This window comes from Pseudanabaena minima str. Chao 2107, assembly GCF_051131155.1.
GTDB lineage: Bacteria > Cyanobacteriota > Cyanobacteriia > Pseudanabaenales > Pseudanabaenaceae > Pseudanabaena > Pseudanabaena minima.
On sequence record NZ_CP159508.1, the window covers coordinates 3,490,112 to 3,509,845 of the forward strand.

Annotated in this window: 20 protein-coding genes and 1 pseudogene; 15 read left to right on the forward strand and 6 right to left on the reverse strand. The window is 43.4% G+C overall.

Going from position 1 to position 19,734, the window contains the following annotated elements:
• The first annotated feature begins 78 nt into the window (after window positions 1-78).
• From ABM313_RS15995 to ABM313_RS16010, 4 genes are all read left to right on the forward strand, one after another.
• Window positions 79-2,835 carry a coiled-coil domain-containing protein gene (locus ABM313_RS15995; RefSeq protein WP_434684173.1) on the forward strand — a complete coding sequence of 919 codons (2,757 nt, stop codon included), beginning with the start codon at window positions 79-81 and terminating at the stop codon, window positions 2,833-2,835.
• A gap of 4 nt (window positions 2,836-2,839) precedes the next feature.
• A complete protein-coding gene (locus ABM313_RS16000) occupies window positions 2,840-3,340 on the forward strand; it encodes a helix-turn-helix domain-containing protein (RefSeq protein WP_434683803.1) in 501 nt (166 codons plus the stop codon).
• A 2-nt stretch (window positions 3,341-3,342) separates the two neighbouring features.
• On the forward strand, window positions 3,343-3,912 hold the full coding sequence (locus ABM313_RS16005; protein WP_434683804.1) for an IS630 family transposase: 570 nt from the start codon (window positions 3,343-3,345) through the stop codon (window positions 3,910-3,912).
• A gap of 222 nt (window positions 3,913-4,134) precedes the next feature.
• Window positions 4,135-4,773: a hypothetical protein gene (locus ABM313_RS16010; protein ID WP_434684174.1), complete on the forward strand. Its 639-nt coding sequence runs from the start codon at window positions 4,135-4,137 to the stop codon at window positions 4,771-4,773.
• A 173-nt stretch (window positions 4,774-4,946) separates the two neighbouring features.
• Here the strand turns inward: ABM313_RS16010 and ABM313_RS16015 are convergent, their stop codons facing one another.
• Complete coding sequence (locus tag ABM313_RS16015) at window positions 4,947-5,882, reverse strand: IS110 family transposase (protein WP_434684175.1); 936 nt, start codon at window positions 5,880-5,882, stop codon at window positions 4,947-4,949.
• A 369-nt stretch (window positions 5,883-6,251) separates the two neighbouring features.
• Between ABM313_RS16015 and ABM313_RS16020 the strand changes: the two genes are divergently transcribed.
• The 5 genes from ABM313_RS16020 to ABM313_RS16040 all read left to right on the forward strand — a co-directional run bounded on the left by ABM313_RS16020 (window position 6,252) and on the right by ABM313_RS16040 (window position 8,273).
• Window positions 6,252-6,524, forward strand: a complete 273-nt coding sequence (locus ABM313_RS16020; protein ID WP_434684176.1) for a hypothetical protein — start codon at window positions 6,252-6,254, stop codon at window positions 6,522-6,524.
• Window positions 6,521-6,898 (forward strand): clan AA aspartic protease, encoded by a 378-nt coding sequence (locus ABM313_RS16025; RefSeq protein ID WP_434684177.1) that lies wholly within the window; start codon window positions 6,521-6,523, stop codon window positions 6,896-6,898. The genes ABM313_RS16020 and ABM313_RS16025 overlap by 4 nt, the downstream gene beginning before the upstream one ends.
• Before the next feature lie 104 nt (window positions 6,899-7,002).
• Window positions 7,003-7,440 (forward strand): hypothetical protein, encoded by a 438-nt coding sequence (locus ABM313_RS16030; RefSeq protein WP_434684178.1) that lies wholly within the window; start codon window positions 7,003-7,005, stop codon window positions 7,438-7,440.
• Between the two features lie 73 nt (window positions 7,441-7,513).
• Window positions 7,514-7,675 carry a hypothetical protein gene (locus ABM313_RS16035; protein WP_434684179.1) on the forward strand — a complete coding sequence of 54 codons (162 nt, stop codon included), beginning with the start codon at window positions 7,514-7,516 and terminating at the stop codon, window positions 7,673-7,675.
• The gene (locus ABM313_RS16040) at window positions 7,668-8,273 is read left to right on the forward strand and encodes a GNAT family N-acetyltransferase (protein ID WP_434684180.1); all 606 of its coding nucleotides are present in this window, start codon (window positions 7,668-7,670) and stop codon (window positions 8,271-8,273) included. Before ABM313_RS16035 ends, ABM313_RS16040 begins: the two co-directional genes overlap by 8 nt.
• 94 nt (window positions 8,274-8,367) lie before the next feature.
• Here ABM313_RS16040 and ABM313_RS16045 read toward each other — a convergent pair whose 3' ends face one another.
• From ABM313_RS16045 to ABM313_RS16060, 4 genes and pseudogenes are all read right to left on the reverse strand, one after another.
• A complete protein-coding gene (locus ABM313_RS16045) occupies window positions 8,368-9,099 on the reverse strand; it encodes a DevA family ABC transporter ATP-binding protein (RefSeq protein WP_434684181.1) in 732 nt (243 codons plus the stop codon).
• Between the two features lie 39 nt (window positions 9,100-9,138).
• Window positions 9,139-9,324, reverse strand: a pseudogene (locus ABM313_RS16050) (response regulator transcription factor); the annotation flags it as partial.
• Between the two features lie 253 nt (window positions 9,325-9,577).
• Window positions 9,578-10,750 (reverse strand): ABC transporter permease DevC, encoded by a 1,173-nt coding sequence (devC, locus tag ABM313_RS16055; protein WP_434684182.1) that lies wholly within the window; start codon window positions 10,748-10,750, stop codon window positions 9,578-9,580.
• Window positions 10,747-11,931 carry an ABC exporter membrane fusion protein gene (locus tag ABM313_RS16060; RefSeq protein WP_434684183.1) on the reverse strand — a complete coding sequence of 395 codons (1,185 nt, stop codon included), beginning with the start codon at window positions 11,929-11,931 and terminating at the stop codon, window positions 10,747-10,749. Before ABM313_RS16060 ends, devC begins: the two co-directional genes overlap by 4 nt.
• Window positions 11,932-12,127: 196 nt before the next feature.
• Here ABM313_RS16060 and ABM313_RS16065 point away from each other — a divergent pair, with 196 nt between their 5' ends.
• Entirely contained in the window at window positions 12,128-12,748 is a 621-nt protein-coding gene (locus ABM313_RS16065) for a TetR/AcrR family transcriptional regulator (RefSeq protein WP_434684184.1), read from the forward strand.
• 187 nt (window positions 12,749-12,935) lie between these two features.
• Here the strand turns inward: ABM313_RS16065 and ABM313_RS16070 are convergent, their stop codons facing one another.
• Window positions 12,936-13,943, reverse strand: coding sequence for a diguanylate cyclase domain-containing protein (locus ABM313_RS16070; protein ID WP_434684185.1), 1,008 nt, complete (start codon window positions 13,941-13,943; stop codon window positions 12,936-12,938).
• A gap of 942 nt (window positions 13,944-14,885) precedes the next feature.
• Between ABM313_RS16070 and ABM313_RS16075 the strand changes: the two genes are divergently transcribed.
• The 5 genes from ABM313_RS16075 (at window position 14,886) to ABM313_RS16095 (ending at window position 19,640) form a co-directional block, all read left to right on the forward strand.
• Window positions 14,886-15,632 (forward strand): carbon dioxide-concentrating mechanism protein, encoded by a 747-nt coding sequence (locus ABM313_RS16075; RefSeq protein ID WP_434684186.1) that lies wholly within the window; start codon window positions 14,886-14,888, stop codon window positions 15,630-15,632.
• Between the two features lie 624 nt (window positions 15,633-16,256).
• A complete protein-coding gene (locus ABM313_RS16080; protein ID WP_094532067.1) occupies window positions 16,257-16,565 on the forward strand; it encodes a carbon dioxide-concentrating mechanism protein CcmK in 309 nt (102 codons plus the stop codon).
• A gap of 105 nt (window positions 16,566-16,670) precedes the next feature.
• Window positions 16,671-17,012, forward strand: a complete 342-nt coding sequence (locus ABM313_RS16085; RefSeq protein WP_190578735.1) for a carbon dioxide-concentrating mechanism protein CcmK — start codon at window positions 16,671-16,673, stop codon at window positions 17,010-17,012.
• Between the two features lie 114 nt (window positions 17,013-17,126).
• Window positions 17,127-17,435 (forward strand): EutN/CcmL family microcompartment protein, encoded by a 309-nt coding sequence (locus tag ABM313_RS16090; RefSeq protein WP_434684187.1) that lies wholly within the window; start codon window positions 17,127-17,129, stop codon window positions 17,433-17,435.
• A gap of 168 nt (window positions 17,436-17,603) precedes the next feature.
• Entirely contained in the window at window positions 17,604-19,640 is a 2,037-nt protein-coding gene (locus ABM313_RS16095; protein ID WP_434684188.1) for a ribulose bisphosphate carboxylase small subunit, read from the forward strand.
• Window positions 19,641-19,734 lie beyond the last annotated feature (94 nt).

A 19,734-nucleotide genomic window follows, 5' to 3' on the forward strand; every position in this document is an offset into this window, starting at 1 on the left:
TGCAGTAGTGAAGCCGATGGATTTAGTTAGGGTTTACAAGGCACAAAAGTATCAAGGCAAAGAATCAGGAGGATTACCATGACAGACAAGGCACAATTTATCGAAACCATCTACAGTAAAGTCAATGAACTGTTGGGTGGTAGTAAAGATCAACTATTTAGTATGCTCTTTCCTGCCCAGCCTCTGAACTATCGGATGTATCAATATGACACCAGTTCTAATACCAGTTTACTGACAAAGCCATTCACTATTGCAGAAAACGAGTTCCGCCTGTCAGATCAGCTTTTTAGTGTCAATCGTATTAACACTGGACCAAATGGTGAACGCCTCTCTGTGGTTTATAACACAGCGATTAACAATTTCATCCCGAAACTCGATTACTTAGTTCCATTTATCCGAGATCGGGCTGGTCTAGGCAATTTCTTGGAAGAGCCTAGTGGGGAGGTAGATGTCAAAACTGGAAAGTCTCTCTCTCGAATCGAACTTTGCAAGCAACTCTATGTAACGTATCTAGAAGAAAAGAATGTCTGGAATGAGAAAAAAACCAAGACATATGAGTCCTTCAGAGATGCGTACAGACAAGCTCAGGCTGATTATGAAACTGCAAGAGATCGGGATGTTCCTTCTTCACAACTTGCTGCTCTTGAGCGAACTGCAAACGACAAAGCAAATTGGTTGGATGAATATGCCAAGTGGCAAAGTTCTGAAGGGATGGTGGGACAAGAAAAGCTGAATAACCTGTACAACGATGTTGTCGTTAGGGGTAAGCTCCATGAGGTTATGACAATTTTGGGATACTTAAACGCCTCATCCATTGCCGAAGAACTTGAGGTGACGAAGCAAAGGATGCGAAATTCTGCTAGATCATCTCTTGATGAATCCATGACCGTTTATCCAGTGCAGTTCCAACCCAATAATTGGTTTAAGGCATTAACGCCTAATCTCAATCCGGCGGATCTGACCATGGCGCAAGATTCGATTCGGGATCAGCTGATGGCAAAACAAACAGAGCTTTCTCGAGCCAAGGCTGAGTTGGCACAGATGGACATGATGGATGTAAAACCAGAGGAAATTGCAGCCGCACAACAACAGGTTGACGACAAGCAGAATGATCTCAAACAGAAAGAACAAGATCTCTCTAATGCCCATGGTAAAGCTATTGCTGATTTGGCTACTCTCGTTGTCAAAGCGTTTCCTCGCCTACCTCTGCCTAAAGCAGGTGAGTCATTAGATCAAGCTTTGGTTAGTAAAGTTGGGGGACCGATTCTCAACCAAGATCAGCTCAATGTTTTGACAACAGCAGTAACGGAAGCATCTGCACTTAAAAATAAGCAAGAGGAAACTACAGCATCTCTGGCTGAGTTGCAATCACTGAAGGCAAAAAGGGCACAGCTTGACTCTCGAGATTGGAAATTTAACAAGTCAGCCGTTGAACGACGGGTGCAGGAACTGACTGGGCAAGTAGAGTATTACTCGAACCTTTTGGCTGAGGTGCAGGGTTCAAGTGAGAATAAAGCTGTTGATGACTACCAGAAGCAAAGGCAATTGGCTGGGGAGTTACTAGACTCTGCAAAGCGAACCAATAAAAATATCGAGACAGTCCAAAAATTTCCTGGAGCAAACGCTTTGACTGCGAGTGCAACAACAGTGGGAACAACAGCCCCTACAGACCCAGGGGATCTTCCTCTGGAAACAAAAGCTGATCCGAATAATACGAATAATCCTCCTATTCCAATCGACCATGAAACTAAGGTAAAAGCTCTCAATAATTATGTGCTAAATGACCTTTCCCTTCGTGTTTTAGCAACACAGAAGAGCCTCGATGATTGTCTTGCGGCTCTAAAGACTGACATTGACGCAGAACGAAAGGCGGCTAACCCTAATAAGACTAAGCTTGATACTTGGACTGACAGCCAAAAAGCGCTAACTTCTGACAAGGAAGATCTTGCAACAGGTATGACGAATCTTACGACTCCTCCTTCATCTCCCTTGATGTCCTCATCTCAAACGGAAGCAGATGCCGAAGTAAATGGGATGTTTCAAGATATTGTGATTACTAGTAGTACTGTTAAAGAGCAAAGTTCGCAAAACCTTGCTTCTGCATCTAGCAGCAGCAAGTGGGCAGTCAGTGGATGGTTTTTCTCTGCAAGTGGTCAATCCAATTCGTCTAGCAGTACATCAACGCAGGAAACTGAATTTTATAACCAGGATATTGAGATTGGACTTCGGGTTGCCAAGGTTTCCTTTGATCGAGGAGGGTGGTTTAATCCTGCCATCTTTAAAATGTCTAATGCTTTTTACCATTTAGCTCCGATGAGAGTTTCTGGGGGCTTAGCTGTTTCAGATCTACAGCCAGGGAAAAACCTTGAGGGCAAGGAAAGTTGGGTGAATGATGAGGGGCAAGAACAATCGTATTTGCTTCCAGCTTTTCCCGTCGCAATGATCATCGCCAAGGATGTCACCATTCGGATCAAAACGCAAAGTGGAAGTAGTAAAAACACGAAGTCAGTGGTTGAAAAGTCTACAGCTTCAGGTGGAGGCTTATTCTGCTTCTCAGCATCTAGTGGCTCCGCTAGTAAAAGTTCAGCAGAGACTGCAATGCATGGTGCCACTTCAGATGGTTACTATATTCGCATTCCAGGTCCTCAAATCCTTGGATACTATTTGCAGTTTGTTCCTAAGGACAACTCTTTGACGTTTTCGCCTGCAACAACTAAAAAGAATGATGATGGCGAAAGTGAAATTATCAGAGCATTTGACTCGTACAGAGATTTTATACCAAAACACAAAGAAGAGGCAACAGATGATATAAGAGAAAAAGGAGAAAGAGGATAACAAAATGGCAGGGGTATATAGATTAGAAATAAGTGAAAGCGAAGAAGAGCTAAAAGAGATGCTAGGGCGGCAGAAAACAGGCTCAGATAAAGAACGAGTGCAAGTATTGTACTTACTGAAAAGCAAGCAAGCTGGCACAGTGCAAGCCGCCGCTCAACTAATCGGGAGAAACCGTAGCACAGTGCAAGAGTGGATCAGAGGATATCGAGAGGGAGGAATAGCAGGAATACTAAGCCATAAACCAAGAGTAGGCAGAATACCCAAAATCCCAGATTGGGCGCAAAAAGCACTGGACAAACAACTGCAACAGGAAAAAGGATTTAATAGCTACGGAGAGATACGACAATGGCTACAGGAAAAACTAGGAATCGAAAGTACCTATAAAAATGTGCATGACTTGGTGCATTACCGAATGAAGGCAAAACCAAAGGTAGCCCGTCCCTATAGCGCCAGTCAAAACCAAGGGCAACGCGAGGAATATAAAAAAAACTCTCGGATAACCTAGCCATGGTGGCATGGTATGCCGTGACCGTGTTGGGATTAACGGGAAAAGTCCGATTCTTTTGTCAAGACGAAACAAGGATTGGTTTGAAAACCATCAGTGGTCGTAAAATAACGGCTCGTGGGGTCAAACCCAAGGCAAAAGTCCAGTGGCAGTTTCAGGCTACATGGTTATACGGCATCGTCGAACCTGCGACGGGAGAAAGCTTTTTCTATGAATTTAGTCATCTCAACACTGACTGTTTTCAAATATTTCTAGACCTTGTATCAGAGAAATTTGCAGACAGCATAATTATCTTGCAAGTTGATCAGGCTGGTTGTCATCGGGCTAAGCGTTTACGATTACCTCACAATATCATTTTGATATTTCAGCCTGCTCATTCTCCAGAATTAAACCCAATTGAGCGGGTTTGGCTACATTTGAAGCAAGGGTTGAGATTTTCTTTACCCAAAAATATGGATGAGTTGCGGCTTTTGGTCAAGAATCGTCTCTCCGAAATGACTAAATCTGTAATTGCTTCTCTTGTCGGTAGAGATTCCATACTGGATGCTCTATCTGTTGCCTCTCTTTTGTGATTTGGTATTAGTCCGTTGCAAGCAGCAGAGGTCAAACCTCAACTTGCTGGTTCACCTCCAACTGCACCTGTAACAGTCCCTCCTAACCCATCTCAAGGGTAAGCGGCAAAGTCTGGGCAATCATCTCTTCTAATAGTGGCGATTGCCTAACGACAGGTAGCAACAGCACAATCGATTATGACCCATTACGAGCCAAGAAATTTTTGACAGGAGAGTACATACATGCCATTTGATTGGGCTACTCAAAAACAAGCTTATACAGGCAAACTCAGAATTCTGTCCTTGGGTGTTGTCAGCAGGATTGCCACCGGACAACAAACTATCACCACCAACAACGCCACGGTCACCTATGTAGATTGTGGAACATGTGATATGACAATGAACGAAACCCTCCCCGATGGCATCACTTCAACCATCAGTGCTGGAAGTGGTACCACTAACATAAATGCTTATGGGTTGCCTTGGGGAGCAGGCTATGCCTCTCGCACCATTCTTGGGAGTAGTCGCAATGTTTTCGTGACTCCCCGACTCGATGGCTGCGGTATTATGATTGCTGGTCCAACAGCCACTCCAACAATCATTCATGCTAACTGCCGACCCACAGACCTGCTTACACCAGTTCAAAATGACTTGCCAACTTATTACCGCCTCTGGTCAGACGTATACATTGCCATAGCATCCAAGATGGTCAGTGCTAGTCTACTGCCAGATAACAGTTTAGAGATGCTGTTGCCCAAAGACTACCTATTAACAGGGGTATCTGACGCTTCCGTCTTTGGTGTGTGCGAAGGCGGCAGCTGGTCTTTTTATGTCACTTTAAACAAAACCTCGGCTGGCGAAACACGTAAGATTTGGGGCTGATCCGCAGGTAGAGGTAGTGCGATCGCCTATCTCCTAGTGCGATCGCCGATCTTGTAGCGATTGTCTTGAAAGTCAAGAGGAAAGGAGAAAAAATCTAAATTCCAAATATGCACGACAAAATTACGGTAATGTGTATCCGTTTTTGTCCTTGATTAGATTGTACAAGCATTCAACTAAGTAGGAGCTTGCCAAGTTTTGTTATCGCGGATCATGGCATTGAGAATAACCAGAAGTTTTCGCATACAGGCAACTAAGGCAACCTTTTTCAGCTTTCCATTTGCTAGCAGACGTTCATAAAAATCATGAATTACTGGGTTATGTCGAATCGCCACTAAAGTTGCCATGTACAAGCCACAGCGAATCGATGTGCGACCTCCCTGAATCATCCGCTTGCCTTTGTGTTTACCACTATCGTGATTGATCGGAGCAACACCAACTAAGCGAGCAATCTGTTTGTCAGAGAGTTTTCCTAGTTCAGGTAATTCTGCCAAACAAAGCGCTGATGTGACCTTGCCAATGCCTTTGGCAGAACACAAAATCTCCCGTTTCCTTTGCCAATCACTTTGCTGTTGCGCCAGAGTCTGAATTTGCTCGTCAAGGGATTCAATCCGTTTCTGGATCTGTTCGCTATGATCGCGGATATCAGATTCAACAGTGTTGGAAGCACGGCAGAGACGATTTTTCTCTGCTATCTGCATCTCCACTAACTGCTGACGACGACGCACGAGATCGCTCAATTGTTGAGACTGAGCATCGACCATTGCTTGAGGTTGAGGTTGTACAGCTTGAGCAAAACGAGCAATCACTTCAGCATCAAGTTTGTCTGTCTTCGCTTTTCCCAAAGCAGTGGCAAAGCCTTTAACTTTGCGTGGATTGGCGATCGCTACTGGAATCATCGCAGTTTGCAAGCCACTGACCAGTGTTCGTTCTAATCCGCCTGTTGATTCAACTACCACCAAACTCGGTGAAATTGGTTGTAATTGTTTGATTAGGGTTTGCACTCCGATTTCGGTATTGGGCTGTTGCAAGATTAGACCTTGCGGTAACACGTAGACATCTAGAGCATCTTTACAGACATCTATTCCTATCCATATTTTTTCTATGTTCATTGGTTATACTGGGGCTGAGTTATTGTGTCCCTTTGATAACTCGTCCTTGCGAATGCGAGGTTATTCCTCCAGCGATTGTTCGAGCTTGTATCATTGGGATAAAAGCGTGGCTCCGATGGCTACTAAACGGTGTCAAGCACCTTGGTGGAACTGGTTCGCCACGCTCTTTTCTAAAATATCAGGCTCCCTTGCTACAAATCGGTATTTTCTACCTAGGGTGCGTCGGGTTGCCTTGTTCTCAAGATACAAGGGTGCGTTAATGAAATGTAACGCACCTTATTTTTGTCTTAACAAAAGCAATCTATATCATAGCGACTTCTGGTCAGCTATAATGCCAGATGAGGCTATGCTCTAGGGAAATTCACAATTATGGAAGTCCGTCAACCCCGCTATAGCAAAGAAGAATTTGCCCAACGTGGCGATCTAATCTATCAAACGCAAATCCGCCCACAGGTCGAAGCAAATAATCAGGGTAAAATTGTAGCAATTGACCTTGAAACTGGCGACTTTGAAATTGATGCACGTGAAATATCTGCTTGCAATAGACTCGAAGCCCGTCACCCAAATGCTCAAATCTGGATTGTTCGAGTCGGTTCTCGACACGTTCGTCGATTTGGTGGACGTACAAAGAGAATTCTATGATCACGGGAATCGTTAACGCAGACTTTGAGGCGATTATCTCACTTTCAATATGTGATTCTGATGGTAAGATTTACACGCAAGATGCAATTGTTGATACGGGTTTCAATGGTTGGCTTTCATTGCCACCAGACCTGATTGATCAGCTAAATCTGAAATGGAAAAGACGAGGACGCGCTATTCTTGGAGATGGTAGCGAATGTGTTTTTAATGTCTATGAAGCTGTTGTAGTTTGGGATGGAGATTATCTGACTATACCAATTGATGAAGCTGATTCAGAACCTCTTGTTGGAATGTCATTGATGGAAAACTATCAACTCACAGTTCAAATATGTGAAGAAGGTAGCGTAGAAATCCGTAAAGTAAGCGCCGTCTAACACTGCGTTGGAGCCGACTTAACCAAAAGCGATCTGTAAAAATCAAAGATTGATTGAGGCGGCTCAACTAGACCGTTATACTGCAACTAATTTGATCGTCAAGAATGAAAAATAGAACCAAGGCTGTATTTTTTACTCTTGTTAGCTGTATCTTCTTTCCACTAGCAATTTTCGGAATACCTAGTTTGTATGTTGGTGAAGTGACAACTTGGTTGCTAGTGATGCTATTTTTCTGGACTGGCTTGGGAGTAATCCTGATGTTTCTTAACTTTTGGCGCTTTCTGACTATGACTGACGAAAAATTTGATCTTGAACTCGGCGTAGAGTTTAAAAGAGTACATCCATTTAAGCGTTCACAATTTCTATTTTCACTAGGGCTTTTTTGCTTAACTGTTGCAGGAGCATTGGCAACTGCTAAGAAAGATGTTCTCTATTTTTACCCCGAAGAAATCAAGAGATTCCTTTCAGATCCCAACTTCATGTGGTTTATGTTCGCAATGTTTGGATTTAGTTTGATATCTAGCATGATGATAAAGGATTAGAAAACATACATTTAAAGTTTAATTTCACCTTTTTATCTGCTATTGTGAATATGTAGAGATTAGTGTCTTGACAATGAAATATCCTTTTCATACCCAATCTAAGCCCGTTTCAGGACTTGCTGCCAAGAAATTGCTAGAAGCGATCGACTCTGGTGGGGCAGTGGTTAATGATCGAATGCTTGCTCTAGCAAAGCGTATTGCTGCCCGTCGTCGCAAAGCACAGAAACATGGCTAGTTCTGGTAAATTCGATGGATTTGATTTCTCCCAAATCAATATTGAAACGCTAACCCCTGAACTCCGACAACTTGGTCAGGGGTTTCGTTGTGTCAGGGGAGAATTTGTTACCTATTGGAAACAGGGACGAATTCAACGAGAAGCGGATGCTTATCTTTGCCAATGCTGGATTGCTAGGGTTGAGGATTCTCTAGCTGGTTACATTACGCTTCTAGCAGATAAATTAGAGGTTGAAGACACTCTACTGATTCAAGAAGGTGTGAAATATCGGACTTTCCCAGCCGTCAAGGTTGGGCTTCTTGCCGTTGATCGCCGCACAAAAGGTCTTGGGCTAAGGTTTATGGAGTGGGCGATCGATTATGTGATTACTGAAGTAGTGCCTATCATCGGGGTCAGATTTATCACTGTAGATGCACTTTACGATTTTGATGTTGATCCAGCTTATGATGCATCTGGTTTCTATGAAAAGCTAGGATTTGAGTTTGCCGATCCTACCGAACCTCTACCACCAATCAATCCATATCGCACAATGTATCTAGATCTGAAGCCGTTGATGGAAGCACTTGCTATAGAAAAACTCGATCAAGACCAGCTATAAGTCTCTGCGAAGAGCCGTATAACTCAGCCGTTAGACCGAAGCAATCTACGAATACCAAGCGATTCTTCCCTTCTCCCGTATCTTCACAAATTTCTTATCTGTTTATCGAGTTATTAGTGAGATTACCATCCTCCATTTCTACAATGCGATCCGCGACATCTAAAATGCGATTGTCGTGGGTAACTAGCAAAATCGTACATCCCTGCTCCTTGGCTAGGGTTTGCATCAAGTTCACCACATCACGCCCAGATTTACTATCTAGTGCCGCCGTTGGTTCATCGGCTAGGACAATTTTGGGATGGCTGACCAGCGCACGGGCGATCGCTACCCGTTGCTTTTGACCACCCGATAGATCATCAGGGTAATAATCTAAGCGATTACCCAGACCCACATGATCGAGCATGACAGCAGCGCGATCGCGCATTTCTTGGAGGGATAGATGATTATGCAATTCCAGCCCCATTTTCACGTTTTGCAAAGCCGTTAAACTATGGTGCAGGTTATGGGCTTGGAAAATATAGCCATTGTTCCGACGCGCGAGGGTGAGGGTTTCGGCACTGGCTCCGCATAGTTCTTGTCCTAAGACTTTGAGACTTCCCTCTTGAGCCGAACGCAAGCCGCCGCTTAAGGTCAATAATGTGGTTTTCCCTGAGCCAGAAGGTCCCGTCATGATTACAATTTCACCCGCATTAATTTCTAAATTAATATCAAATAGAACTTGCTTGCGTAATTGTCCATGTCCAAAGAAATGATTGAGATTTTGGACAGTGATCACAGGGGTTTTGGTTGGATCGCGATCGCTCTCATTGGCTATTAATGTTTGCATGGGTTTGTGTAGGGATGTTGGGTTGTCAAAAATCTGGTTTTAAACTAACTGATTGCGAACGGCAAAAACTGCGGCTTGCACGCGATCGCTTACGCCCAGTTTGTTGAAAATGCCATTGACATGGGACTTAATCGTATTGAGACTGAGATAGAGATGAGAAGCAATTTCAGGGTTACTTTTGCCCTCGACAATCATGGTAAGGACTTCAAATTCTCTTTCGGTAAGTTTAAAGCGATAGGAGTCAGAATAGCGTGGCTTAGCTAGAGAAGATAGGGATGAGGGCATAATCGTGCTTCCTTATTTGTGAATTGAAAACCAAAACCAGTAAGGTTTTTAGAAACCATTTAAGAATTACTTTCTGTTGTCAATAATCCTAAAAGATCCCCCTCAATCCCCCTTAAAAAGGGGGAAGAAGATAAATTCTCCCCCCTTTTTAAGGGGGGCTGGGGGGGATCTATCCAATTCTTAAATGGCGCTTCTAAAACATATCGGCAGGGTCAGCAGATTGCAGGCGGCGCGTTGCGATCGCTCCCGAAAGAATGCACATTGCAACAGTGAGCATAAAAACCGTCGTAGCTCTTGCCGTAGTCATGGCGATCGGTAAAGCGGTCGCACCTGCGGCAAGGCTGTATAACCCAATCGGGATAATCACCCCAGGGATAAATCCCAAGAACGCAAGAATGATTGCCTCTTCAAAAACGATCGCTAGCAAATATTGATTGCGATAGCCCATCGCTTTAAAGGTGGCGTATTCCTTAATGTGGCTATTAACATCGGTGGATAGTACTTGATAAACAATCACCACCCCCACCACAAATGCCATTGCCGTTCCCAAACCAAAAATGAATCCAATCGGGCTTTCAGTCTTCCAAAAACTCTCTTCAAATTCAATGTATTCGGCATGGGTGAGGACACGGACATCGTTGGGCAAATAGGCTTTTAACTCGGTCGCAACTTGCTGAGGGTCATAGCCAGACTTAATTTTAACTAGTCCTAAACTGATACTCGCTACGTCGCGTTTGGGAAAGAAATGCAGAAAAGTTTGATCGCTAACCACCACAATGCCATCGGCTCCAAAGGATGCGCCTAGACTAAACAGCCCTGTAACTAACACGTTACGGCGATCAACTTCGGTTTGAACGGGCTTGCCCTGTTCGACGATCGCGATCGCCTTTGTGTAATCGCCCCGTGACTTGCGATCGAATAGCACGCGATCGGGAATTTTGATTTTGTCGAGTTGCTGATTGATTTCAGGCAGATTCAACGCTGGCTTGTCAGGATTAAAGGCGATCGCCTGTACAGAAGTTTCTTTGCGACTATCAGGATTTTTCCAAGTAATGATATTGGAATAGAAGACTTCAGCCGAATCTACCCCTGCAATATCCTTGGACTGGTAGAGTCTGCGGCGTGAAAATGTACTCAAATTTTGGGTGTTCCGAGCTTGAGGACTAACTAGGACGATATCGGCATCTAGGGAGCGACTAAGCTTCGTATTGCTGTCATACAAAGCGCTTTGAAATCCCAGTTGCATGAACATCAGCACATCGGCAAAGGCAATGCCCGCGATCGCTACCACTAATCGCCCACGCTCGCGCTTCAGTTGCAACCACCCCAATGGAGTTCGGCGTTGAATTTGTTGGATCATGCTCATTGCTCAATCTCCATCGTCACTTGCAAATTCGTAAACTTTGCGGCTCTTTTGCTCGAATCTCGATCTAGTACGACATGGACTTCCACAACTCGACCATCAATATTTGTACTCGGATCGCTATTGACAATAGTTTGCCGCTTCACCTGTGAATCAATGCGCTCGACCTTTCCTAGCAATTCGCTATTAATGGAATCGCTAAAAATCTTCACCTGTTGATTAGGTTTAACCTTTTGGATATCGCTCTGATAAACCTGCGCGATCGCATACATTTGCTGCGTCTTGCCAATGGAAACAATGCCATTGCTGGAGATAACTTCACCCGCACGGGTATGAATTTCTAGCACCTCGCCAGCGATCGGTGCTTTGACATAGGCTTGATCGAGATTTGCCTTTGCCTGCTTCATGGCAGCGATCGCGCGATCGACCTCCGCCTGATTCGCCTCCACATCCACCGCCCGCACTTCCGCTACTCGCGCTAAATTTGCCTCCGCCTGATAAATTTGAGCAGGGCTAGTATTCTGAATCCGATTTAATACGGCTTTAGCTTCCTGTATATTGCGTTGAGCCGTATTCAGAGTCAATCGCTTACTATCAAGAGTCGAGTTAGAAATCGCCCCCTCGCGAGCTAATTGTTGATAGCGATTAAATTCCAGTTCTGCATTTTGTAATTCCGAATTTAGGCGATCGACAGTTGCCGCTTGTGCTTCTACATCTCCCTGACGCTGAGCTTGCAAACGTACAATTTCCGCCCGTTGAGCATTGATTTCTCCCTGCTTTGCCCCTGCTTGAGTAATCGCTAGCTTTGACTGCGCCACTCTGACATCTTCCTGAGCTTGTTCGTAGGCTGCTTGTAAGCGATCGCGACTATCGAGAATCGCAATTACCTGTCCGACCTGTACGAGATCGCCTTCTTGCACTAGCAATTTCTCTAATCGATTGCTATTAGTTGAGTTTGCCGAGAGCTTAATCACTTCTCCCTGAGGTTCTAAGCGACCTAATGCTGTCACCGTATTACTTTTTACGGGAGCAATGACTGTTTGGCTCACTGCCGATGGACTAGCCTGCGATCGCCATACTCCATAAACCACTCCGCCAAACACCACCACACCAACCGCAGCCGCAACCCCAAACCAGCGTTGAGACTTAATACCCGACCCACCATCAGAAGAACTTTGCAGCATGGCGACATCCTAATAAAACTAAACAGTTTCGTTTTCTTTTAAAACTAAACTAAACAGTTTCGTCTAGTTTGTCAAGGGGTATGATAGAAATATCAATAGGGTAAAAAAGCGATCGCTTTTTTACCCTATTGCGAAATAATTTAGCCAAGTAAATCTGAATCGCGCTTTGCACAATTCAGATTTACTCAAAAAGTATATGAATGCCCCAATAATGACTAAAGCCAAACCTGTAGAACGAGAGTTATCTTCCAAGAAAACTGCATTAATCCTTGAAGGAGCAATGCAAGAGTTCCTAGAACATGGCTATGCAGGTGCTCGCATCGATCGCATTGTGGAAGCAGCAGGAGTTTCCAAGGCGACCGTTTATCGCCATTTTCCTGATAAAGAAGCTTTATTTACAGCGCTCATCCAACAGATGTCATGTCGCAAAAACATATTTGAGCTTCAAAGCCAGCAATCCTTTGAAGAAGCTCCAAGCGTATTTTTGAAGCGCTATGCCAATACCATGCTGGAAAATGTTGCCGAAGATCCGCAAATTCTGACCTTTTTAAGAATTATTATTGGTGAATCTGGTCGTTTCCCAGAATTAGCAAGAGCTTTTGTAACCAACATTGAGAAAGTAAGTCTTGACTTTCTCACTCAATATTTTTCCAATCATCCCCAACTCCAAATAGCTGATCCTGAAGTGACAGCCCGCGCCTTTATTGGAACCTTAATTCACTTTGTGATGATCCGTGATGTTCTTCAAAGTGGCGATCTCTTACCGATAGAACGCGATCGCTTATTAGAAAGCCTAATTAAAATAATTATCAATTGATTTTAGATTCTATAGCAATCCTAAATGGTTTGTATGCGCCCCTTCGGGGCGCATACAAACCATTTAGGATTGCTATATCAAATTGCTTAGGAATGAAAATTAATTAACCTGTGCAATTAAAACCAAAATTTGTTGGGGCGGGCTTCGCCCACCCCAACAAATTTTGGTTTTAATTAATTTTCATTCCTTAACCAATCTGATAGGTTTGGTTTCTACCTAGCTCTTTAGCTCGGTACAGCGCATAGTCAGCCGCCGTAAGCAACACTGAAGGGTGAGAATCGATCATAGGAACCAAAGAAGTTACCCCCATACTTAAAGTCACAAGCTGACTAACTGTAGAATCTTGGTGGGGTATAGCTAGCTCTAGTAGTCCTTTACGAATAATTTCAGCAATCGCCATAGAGCCTTCTATGTCAGTATTTGGTAGTACTAGCACAAATTCTTCGCCACCATAACGGGCTGCCAAATCCGCAGGACGACGTACCGATTGCTTAATCAACAGTGAAACCTTGCGGAGACAATCATCACCAGCTACATGCCCATAGGTGTCGTTGTAGTTTTTAAAAAAATCAATGTCACACATGATCAAAGACAATGGCAAATGCTCTCTTGCGAGTCTCTGCCACTCTTGATCTAAATACTCATCAAAGCATCGGCGATTGGCAAGTTGAGTTAAACCATCTAAATTAACTAAGCGCCCTAGTTTTTCATTAGCTTCTTGCAGTAAAGTTTCCGCAATAATCCGACTATTAATTTCTTGTTTAAGTCGTTCATTTTGTTCTTGTAGCTGTTTTTGTAATCTCCGCAATGTGAGCTGATTCTCTACTCTTGCTAGTACTTCCGCGATTTGAAATGGCTTGGTGATGTAGTCAACACCACCCACTGCAAAAGCTTGTACTTTGTCTAAAACCTCGTCCCGCGCACTAATAAAAATGACAGGAATATCACGAGTACAATCAAGTGACTTTAATTGCTCACAGACCTGAAACCCATTCATATTTGGCATATTAATATCCAACAATACCAAGTCAGGCATTTCAGTCTGTACGGTTGATAACGCTGTTAAGCCATCACTTACACCACTTACCTCATACCCCTTACGTGTCAACATACTTATTAGCAAATGTAAGTTGGGTGGCGTATCGTCTATAACTAGCACGGAATCTTTTTTAGGCAAGGGTTCAGGCAGTTGCATGTTCCTATCTTTAGACCATTTTGAACGCAGTATTAAAATTTATCGCTCTATAGTATGGTTTTTGAGATACTAATTACTCCATATCTTAAAAATACATGAAAAACTTACTACCTACATCATAGTGGATTGCGAAAATTTGTGAGAAGCCCATCTTGTAGGCTTGATTTCCACAAATTCTTTAAAATCGCCATAAACTATTTGTTTAAGCATAGTTTGCTCATGATTATTATCACAATTAAACTTTAGACTATTTGTAGCTTAAAAATTGTATTGGAAGATCTATAGCTTTCATAATTCATTTGTAATGGTCTAGGCTTCAGCATTGCTCATCCTACAAAGAGGACTATTAACTGATAGGACTCTAAGCCCCACATAAGTACCTGAGCAAAATAAATTACCAAAACCCATAGAGTTGCGCCCCTGCGGGGCGCAACTCTACGGGTTTTGGTTTGTAATTAATTATGCCTAGCTACTTATACCAAAACACAAAATGGCATAGCCATTTTGTGTTTTTAAAACCCTTACTGGTTTTGGGTTTTAATTCACGAAAGTGTTGCCACTCTTTCGTGAATTGGTATTATTGCTCAGAGATGCTACAGAGCTTTTTTTGAAAATTCGTCACAAATCGAAAACGTGGGTTATGCCAGACTGTTATGGCGAGGCGACTAAGGACTATAGCAATGTAAGTTTTGTTTAGGACATAAAACCCAAAAGATGAGTGGCGGCGCGAAGCGCCGCCGCTCATCTTTGCGTTTCCATAGATTAGAAATTTAGACTCTACCTCTTTGCCAAGCTGGAGTCACGGAGGACGCTTTCATAAATCATTGGGGATTGATATACTGTGTGACTTTCAACAGCAAAATGCTGTATATCAGTTAAGATACAGGGTAATGTCGAGTGCGCTAGCCTCCACATATATTCTTTCAATCATTGTGTTAGCTAATGTCTAGTAGTGCATCTCAAAGAATCGATCTATCAGGAAGTGCTTTGGGAATGGTCTCAACTATTAGTTTCCCTGCGATCGTGGGAACTGCTGACATGATGCTCAAATCGGCAACTGTGAGACTGGTTGGATATGAAAAAGTGGGCAATGGTTTTTGTACGGCGATCATCCGTGGTTCAATTACCGATGTTCGCATGGCTGTCGAAGCAGGAGCCGAAACTGCTAAAGAATTTGGGCAACTAGTCTCCACAATTGTGATTCCCCGTCCTTACCCCAATTTAGAAGCGATTCTGCCAATTAGTAGTCGCCTTAGTCAGTTAACTGATGGTCAATATAGCCGTTTGAGTAATCAAGCGGTTGGGTTACTGGAAACTAGAGGCTTTCCCGCGATGGTGGGAGCCGCTGATATGATGTTGAAATCAGCAGATGTGAATCTGGCTGGCTATGAAACTATTGGGGCAGGTTTATGCACAGCAATTATTCGTGGCAATGTCGCTGATGTGGCGATCGCGATCGAAGCAGGAATGTACGAAGCTGAACGCATTGGGGAGTTTCATACCTTGATGATTATTCCTCGACCTCTTGACGATCTGGAAGAAACTTTGCCAACCTCAGAATATTGGATCGAATCACCAACACCTGTGAGCATCCCCATGATTGCCTTACAAGAACAAGAACGAGAATTGGTGCAATTGCCTAATTTAGAGATTGCCGAAGTAGAAACTATTTCGATCAGCGATCGCTAAAAGTTTCCTAAGACCAATAAGACGTAAATAGTCATAGAAATAAAATTCTACCAAAATAAAAATTTGCTACATAGTTTTGGATTTTTTTAGTGCTGCGATACCAGTGTATGAAAGTGTAGCTGTGCTTTCGTACATGGGGATTGCCCTTGATTGCTCTTAAATTCTGTGATGCAAATAAGCCAAGATTATATGCACTATTTAGATTTATCATGGCGGCTTATATTGTCAAATGTACCGCCACTCGTTATCGTAGATATAAAGATAGATTTGAATATATTAATATTATTCATTCTCCCTGATTATTCAGATTTAGAATGGCTAAGTCTGTAGTAATAAATACTTATTTACTATTTTTTAATAACTAGGTTAAGTAATTAATTGCGACAGTAAGTCAAAAATATTTCTGTAATTTAGCTGCGAAAGCTGTCTACAAAAAATGTAGCTGCCAAAATGCGCCAAGCGTCATCTCATTTTTATTTTGTATTAAAAATTTGAAATTTGATGTTTAAAGCGAACCGATCGTAGCTAAGATCAGTAGTTGCGCTTGTGCATCTACATCTTTTGATAGATACAACCTCAAGAACTTCAGTTTTTTAGAGAGTCGTAAGGACACTGACTTAAATTATGGCGATCGGTATTGGAATGATCGAGACCAGAGGCTTCCCCGCAGTTGTAGAAGCTGCTGATGCTATGGTCAAGGCTGCTCGCGTTACCCTTGTGGGTTACGAGAAAATCGGTAGTGGACGAGTAACCGTCATCATCAGAGGTGATATCTCTGAGGTGAAAGCTGCTATGGCTGCTGGTGTTGAAGGTGCAAATCGGGTTAATGGGGGCGAAGTTGTTTCGACTCATACCATTGCTCGACCACACGAAAACCTAGAGTATGTTCTGCCTATTCGCTATACGCGAGAAGTAGAGCAATTTGCTTTTTAAAATTACTTATTAAAGATTGTCTCAAAAAGACTCTCTCAAAAAAGTATCAAAAGACTAAATTTTCATTAATTTCATTATCTGTTTTTTATTAGGAGAACATTAATTATGGCGATCGCAGTTGGAATGATTGAAACCCTTGGTTTCCCTGCCGTTGTAGAAGCAGCAGATGCTATGGTCAAGGCCGCTCGCGTAACCTTAGTTGGCTACGAAAAGATCGGTAGTGGTCGTGTGACCGTTATCGTCCGTGGCGATGTATCCGAAGTACAAGCTTCAGTAGCAGCAGGTACTGAGTCCGTAAAGCGTGTAAACGGCGGACAAGTACTTTCCACACACATCATTGCGCGTCCTCACGAAAACCTTGAATACGTTCTACCTATTCGTTATACCGAAGAAGTCGATCAGTTCCGTGACAATGTGAACTCTATCCGTCCTATCAACCGTCCATAGTAAGGACTTAGCTAGCGCGATCAACCTTTATCTAAAGGTTGTTTTTGTTATTAATCAGACTTTGCCTAGCATCTATCCGTATTTTATTCATTCTGTAAACGTACTCATAACAATATGCAAATCGCTAAAGTTTGCGGTACGGTCGTCAGTACCTACAAAGAGTCCAATTTGTCTGGAACTAAGTTTCTGCTTTTGCAAGTTATCGATTTGCAAGGGCAGTTGCTTCCAGAGTACGAAGTGGCTGCTGATACAGTCGGTGCTGGTGTAGATGAATGGGTGCTATTTACTCGTGGTAGTGGTGCTAGACAGGTGACAAATAGCGAAAATCGTCCGATTGATGCCGCAGTTATTGCCATCATCGACACAGTGAGTTTGAGCGATCGCACTCTCTACAGCAAAAAATACAGTGAGAGGATGCAATAGAGGTATTTATTCATAAGTATCTCTCGTTCAATTATTGATCAGCGCTAGTAAATACACAGTTCTCCGACGTTGTAGCTTAAGTTGTTATTTGGAGGAGCGCTTTTAAGTTCTTATACTCTCGATTTTGACAATCAAGATATAGGTAAAGCTTAGAAGTGCAGATTCACTATGGTAGTTCGTAGCTTTGCTGCCCCCCCTACACCTTGGTCTAGGAACTTGGCAGAACCCAAAATTGATCCATCAGCCTACGTTCATTCTTTTTCCAATCTAATTGGCGACGTTTATATCGGCGCTAATGTTTTGATTGCCCCTGGAACTTCGATTCGTGCAGATGAGGGCAATCCTTTTCATATTGGAGATAGTACGAACGTCCAAGATGGTGTTGTAATTCATGGTCTGGAAAAAGGTCGTGTGGTTGGCGATGACGGTAAAGAATATTCCGTCTGGATTGGTGATAGTACCTCCATCACGCACATGGCACTGATTCATGGACCAGCCTATGTTGGTAATAATTGTTTTATCGGGTTCCGCTCGACGGTATTTAATGCGCGGGTCGGAGACGGTTGCATTATTTCCTTACATGCCCTTGTCCAAGATGTAGAAATTCCTGCGGGTAAATATGTTCCTTCTGGTGCAGTGATTACAACGCAGCAACAAGCCGATCTGCTACCGAATGTACGGGAATCAGACCAAAACTTTGCGAGTCATGTTGTCGGTATCAACGAGTCCTTAAGACAAGGTTATCGCTGTGCTGCTGATATTGCCTGCATTACACCGATTCGCCAACAACAAGAGAACTCGTCACAGCCAATCAGTGATGCTGCTGCCAGTTTTAATACACAGCTTAATAAGCAACATTCTAATCAAATTAATCAAAATCTTACAAATACACCAGCACAGAGGAATGAACCTATGAATGGGGATTTAGCACAGCAAATACGACAACTTTTAGCTCAGGGCTACCATGTTGCGGCTGAGTACGCCGATGAACGCCGATTTCGCACTGGATCTTGGCAGTCCTGTGCAATCCCACATACATCTGAAGCTTCGACCGTAATTTCGGCTGTCCAAAAGGCTCTCGCCGAAAACGAAGGCGATTATGTACGTTTGTTTGGAGTCGATCCCAAAGCTAAGCGCCGCCTTGCCGAGACAATTATTCAACGCCCCAGTGATAAGCCTGTGGTAATTAGCAATTCTGCTTCTAGCAACAATACTTATACTGCACCTAAAGCTTCATCCAATGGTGCAGCTAATGTGAGCAATAGTGATATTTCTAGCCAAGTTCGTCAACTTCTCGCTCAAGGATATCGCATTAGTACTGAGTATGCTGATGCCCGTCGTTTCCGTTCCGCAGCATGGATGACTGGTCCTGCGATCGATGCCTCGAATGAATCTACAGTGATCGCCGCCTTAAATAGTATTCTTGCTGAGCATGAAGGCGAATATGTGCGTTTGGTAGGAGTCGATCCTAAAGCGAAACGCCGTGTAGTGGAAACAATTATTCAACGTGCTGATAGTCAAGCTGTGAGCATTGGTCAGTCCAATGGTAATGGTGCAGCAGCCAGCTATAGCGCACCTCGTGCAACCAATGGCAATGGTGTTGCCAATGACGTATCAACTACAGTAGGGCAACTTTTAGCTCAAGGTCATCGCATTAGTGTTGAACATGCCGATGAGCGTCATTTCCGTACAACTTCTTGGCAGACTCTACCCGCTATTACAGCTAGTAGTCCTGCGGCAGCGATCGCTGCTTTAGAAAATTACATTGCCGAATACAGCGATGAATATGTCCGCCTTGTTGGAGTTGACACCAAGGCAAAGCGCCGTGTTGTCGAACTGCTAGTGCATCGCCCTGGTGGTCAGCCTGTAGCGGCAACTCGTACTGCGGTTAAGGTAAGCAACTCTACTAATAGCTCCTATGGTGGTGGTACTGCTGGAAAAATCAGTGCAGATATGTTGTCACGGATTCGTCAACTGTTGTCTCAGGGATATCGCATTGGCACTGAACATGCTGATGAGCGCCATTTCCGTACTAGTTCTTGGCATAGCTGCTCACCGATCGCCGCATCAAATGAGTCTGAAGTAATTCGTGCCTTAGAAGATTGTCTTGCTGAGCATGGTGATGAGTATGTGCGTTTGCTAGGTATTGACACCAAGGCAAAACGTCGTGTGTTTGAAGGTATCATTCAACGTCCTGCAAAGTAACGTTTCTAGAGAACCTCGCTTTGCGAGGTTCTCTATTTAGAAAGTAATTAGCGAGTAATTGTTGTCAAGAACTTAGCGAAGTCCTTGATGAATT

Bases quoted from the DNA above. Each gene is read 5' to 3' on its own strand.
- ABM313_RS15995 (WP_434684173.1), top strand. From the start codon at position 79: ATGACAGACAAGGCACAATTTATCGAAACCATCTACAGTAAAGTCAAT.
- ABM313_RS16000 (WP_434683803.1), top strand. From the start codon at position 2,840: ATGGCAGGGGTATATAGATTAGAAATAAGTGAAAGCGAAGAAGAGCTA.
- ABM313_RS16005 (WP_434683804.1), top strand. From the start codon at position 3,343: ATGGTGGCATGGTATGCCGTGACCGTGTTGGGATTAACGGGAAAAGTC.
- ABM313_RS16010 (WP_434684174.1), top strand. From the start codon at position 4,135: ATGCCATTTGATTGGGCTACTCAAAAACAAGCTTATACAGGCAAACTC.
- ABM313_RS16015 (WP_434684175.1), bottom strand. From the start codon at position 5,882: ATGAACATAGAAAAAATATGGATAGGAATAGATGTCTGTAAAGATGCT.
- ABM313_RS16020 (WP_434684176.1), top strand. From the start codon at position 6,252: ATGGAAGTCCGTCAACCCCGCTATAGCAAAGAAGAATTTGCCCAACGT.
- ABM313_RS16025 (WP_434684177.1), top strand. From the start codon at position 6,521: ATGATCACGGGAATCGTTAACGCAGACTTTGAGGCGATTATCTCACTT.
- ABM313_RS16030 (WP_434684178.1), top strand. From the start codon at position 7,003: ATGAAAAATAGAACCAAGGCTGTATTTTTTACTCTTGTTAGCTGTATC.
- ABM313_RS16035 (WP_434684179.1), top strand. From the start codon at position 7,514: ATGAAATATCCTTTTCATACCCAATCTAAGCCCGTTTCAGGACTTGCT.
- ABM313_RS16040 (WP_434684180.1), top strand. From the start codon at position 7,668: ATGGCTAGTTCTGGTAAATTCGATGGATTTGATTTCTCCCAAATCAAT.
- ABM313_RS16045 (WP_434684181.1), bottom strand. From the start codon at position 9,099: ATGCAAACATTAATAGCCAATGAGAGCGATCGCGATCCAACCAAAACC.
- devC (WP_434684182.1), bottom strand. From the start codon at position 10,750: ATGAGCATGATCCAACAAATTCAACGCCGAACTCCATTGGGGTGGTTG.
- ABM313_RS16060 (WP_434684183.1), bottom strand. From the start codon at position 11,931: ATGCTGCAAAGTTCTTCTGATGGTGGGTCGGGTATTAAGTCTCAACGC.
- ABM313_RS16065 (WP_434684184.1), top strand. From the start codon at position 12,128: ATGAATGCCCCAATAATGACTAAAGCCAAACCTGTAGAACGAGAGTTA.
- ABM313_RS16070 (WP_434684185.1), bottom strand. From the start codon at position 13,943: ATGCAACTGCCTGAACCCTTGCCTAAAAAAGATTCCGTGCTAGTTATA.
- ABM313_RS16075 (WP_434684186.1), top strand. From the start codon at position 14,886: ATGTCTAGTAGTGCATCTCAAAGAATCGATCTATCAGGAAGTGCTTTG.
- ABM313_RS16080 (WP_094532067.1), top strand. From the start codon at position 16,257: ATGGCGATCGGTATTGGAATGATCGAGACCAGAGGCTTCCCCGCAGTT.
- ABM313_RS16085 (WP_190578735.1), top strand. From the start codon at position 16,671: ATGGCGATCGCAGTTGGAATGATTGAAACCCTTGGTTTCCCTGCCGTT.
- ABM313_RS16090 (WP_434684187.1), top strand. From the start codon at position 17,127: ATGCAAATCGCTAAAGTTTGCGGTACGGTCGTCAGTACCTACAAAGAG.
- ABM313_RS16095 (WP_434684188.1), top strand. From the start codon at position 17,604: ATGGTAGTTCGTAGCTTTGCTGCCCCCCCTACACCTTGGTCTAGGAAC.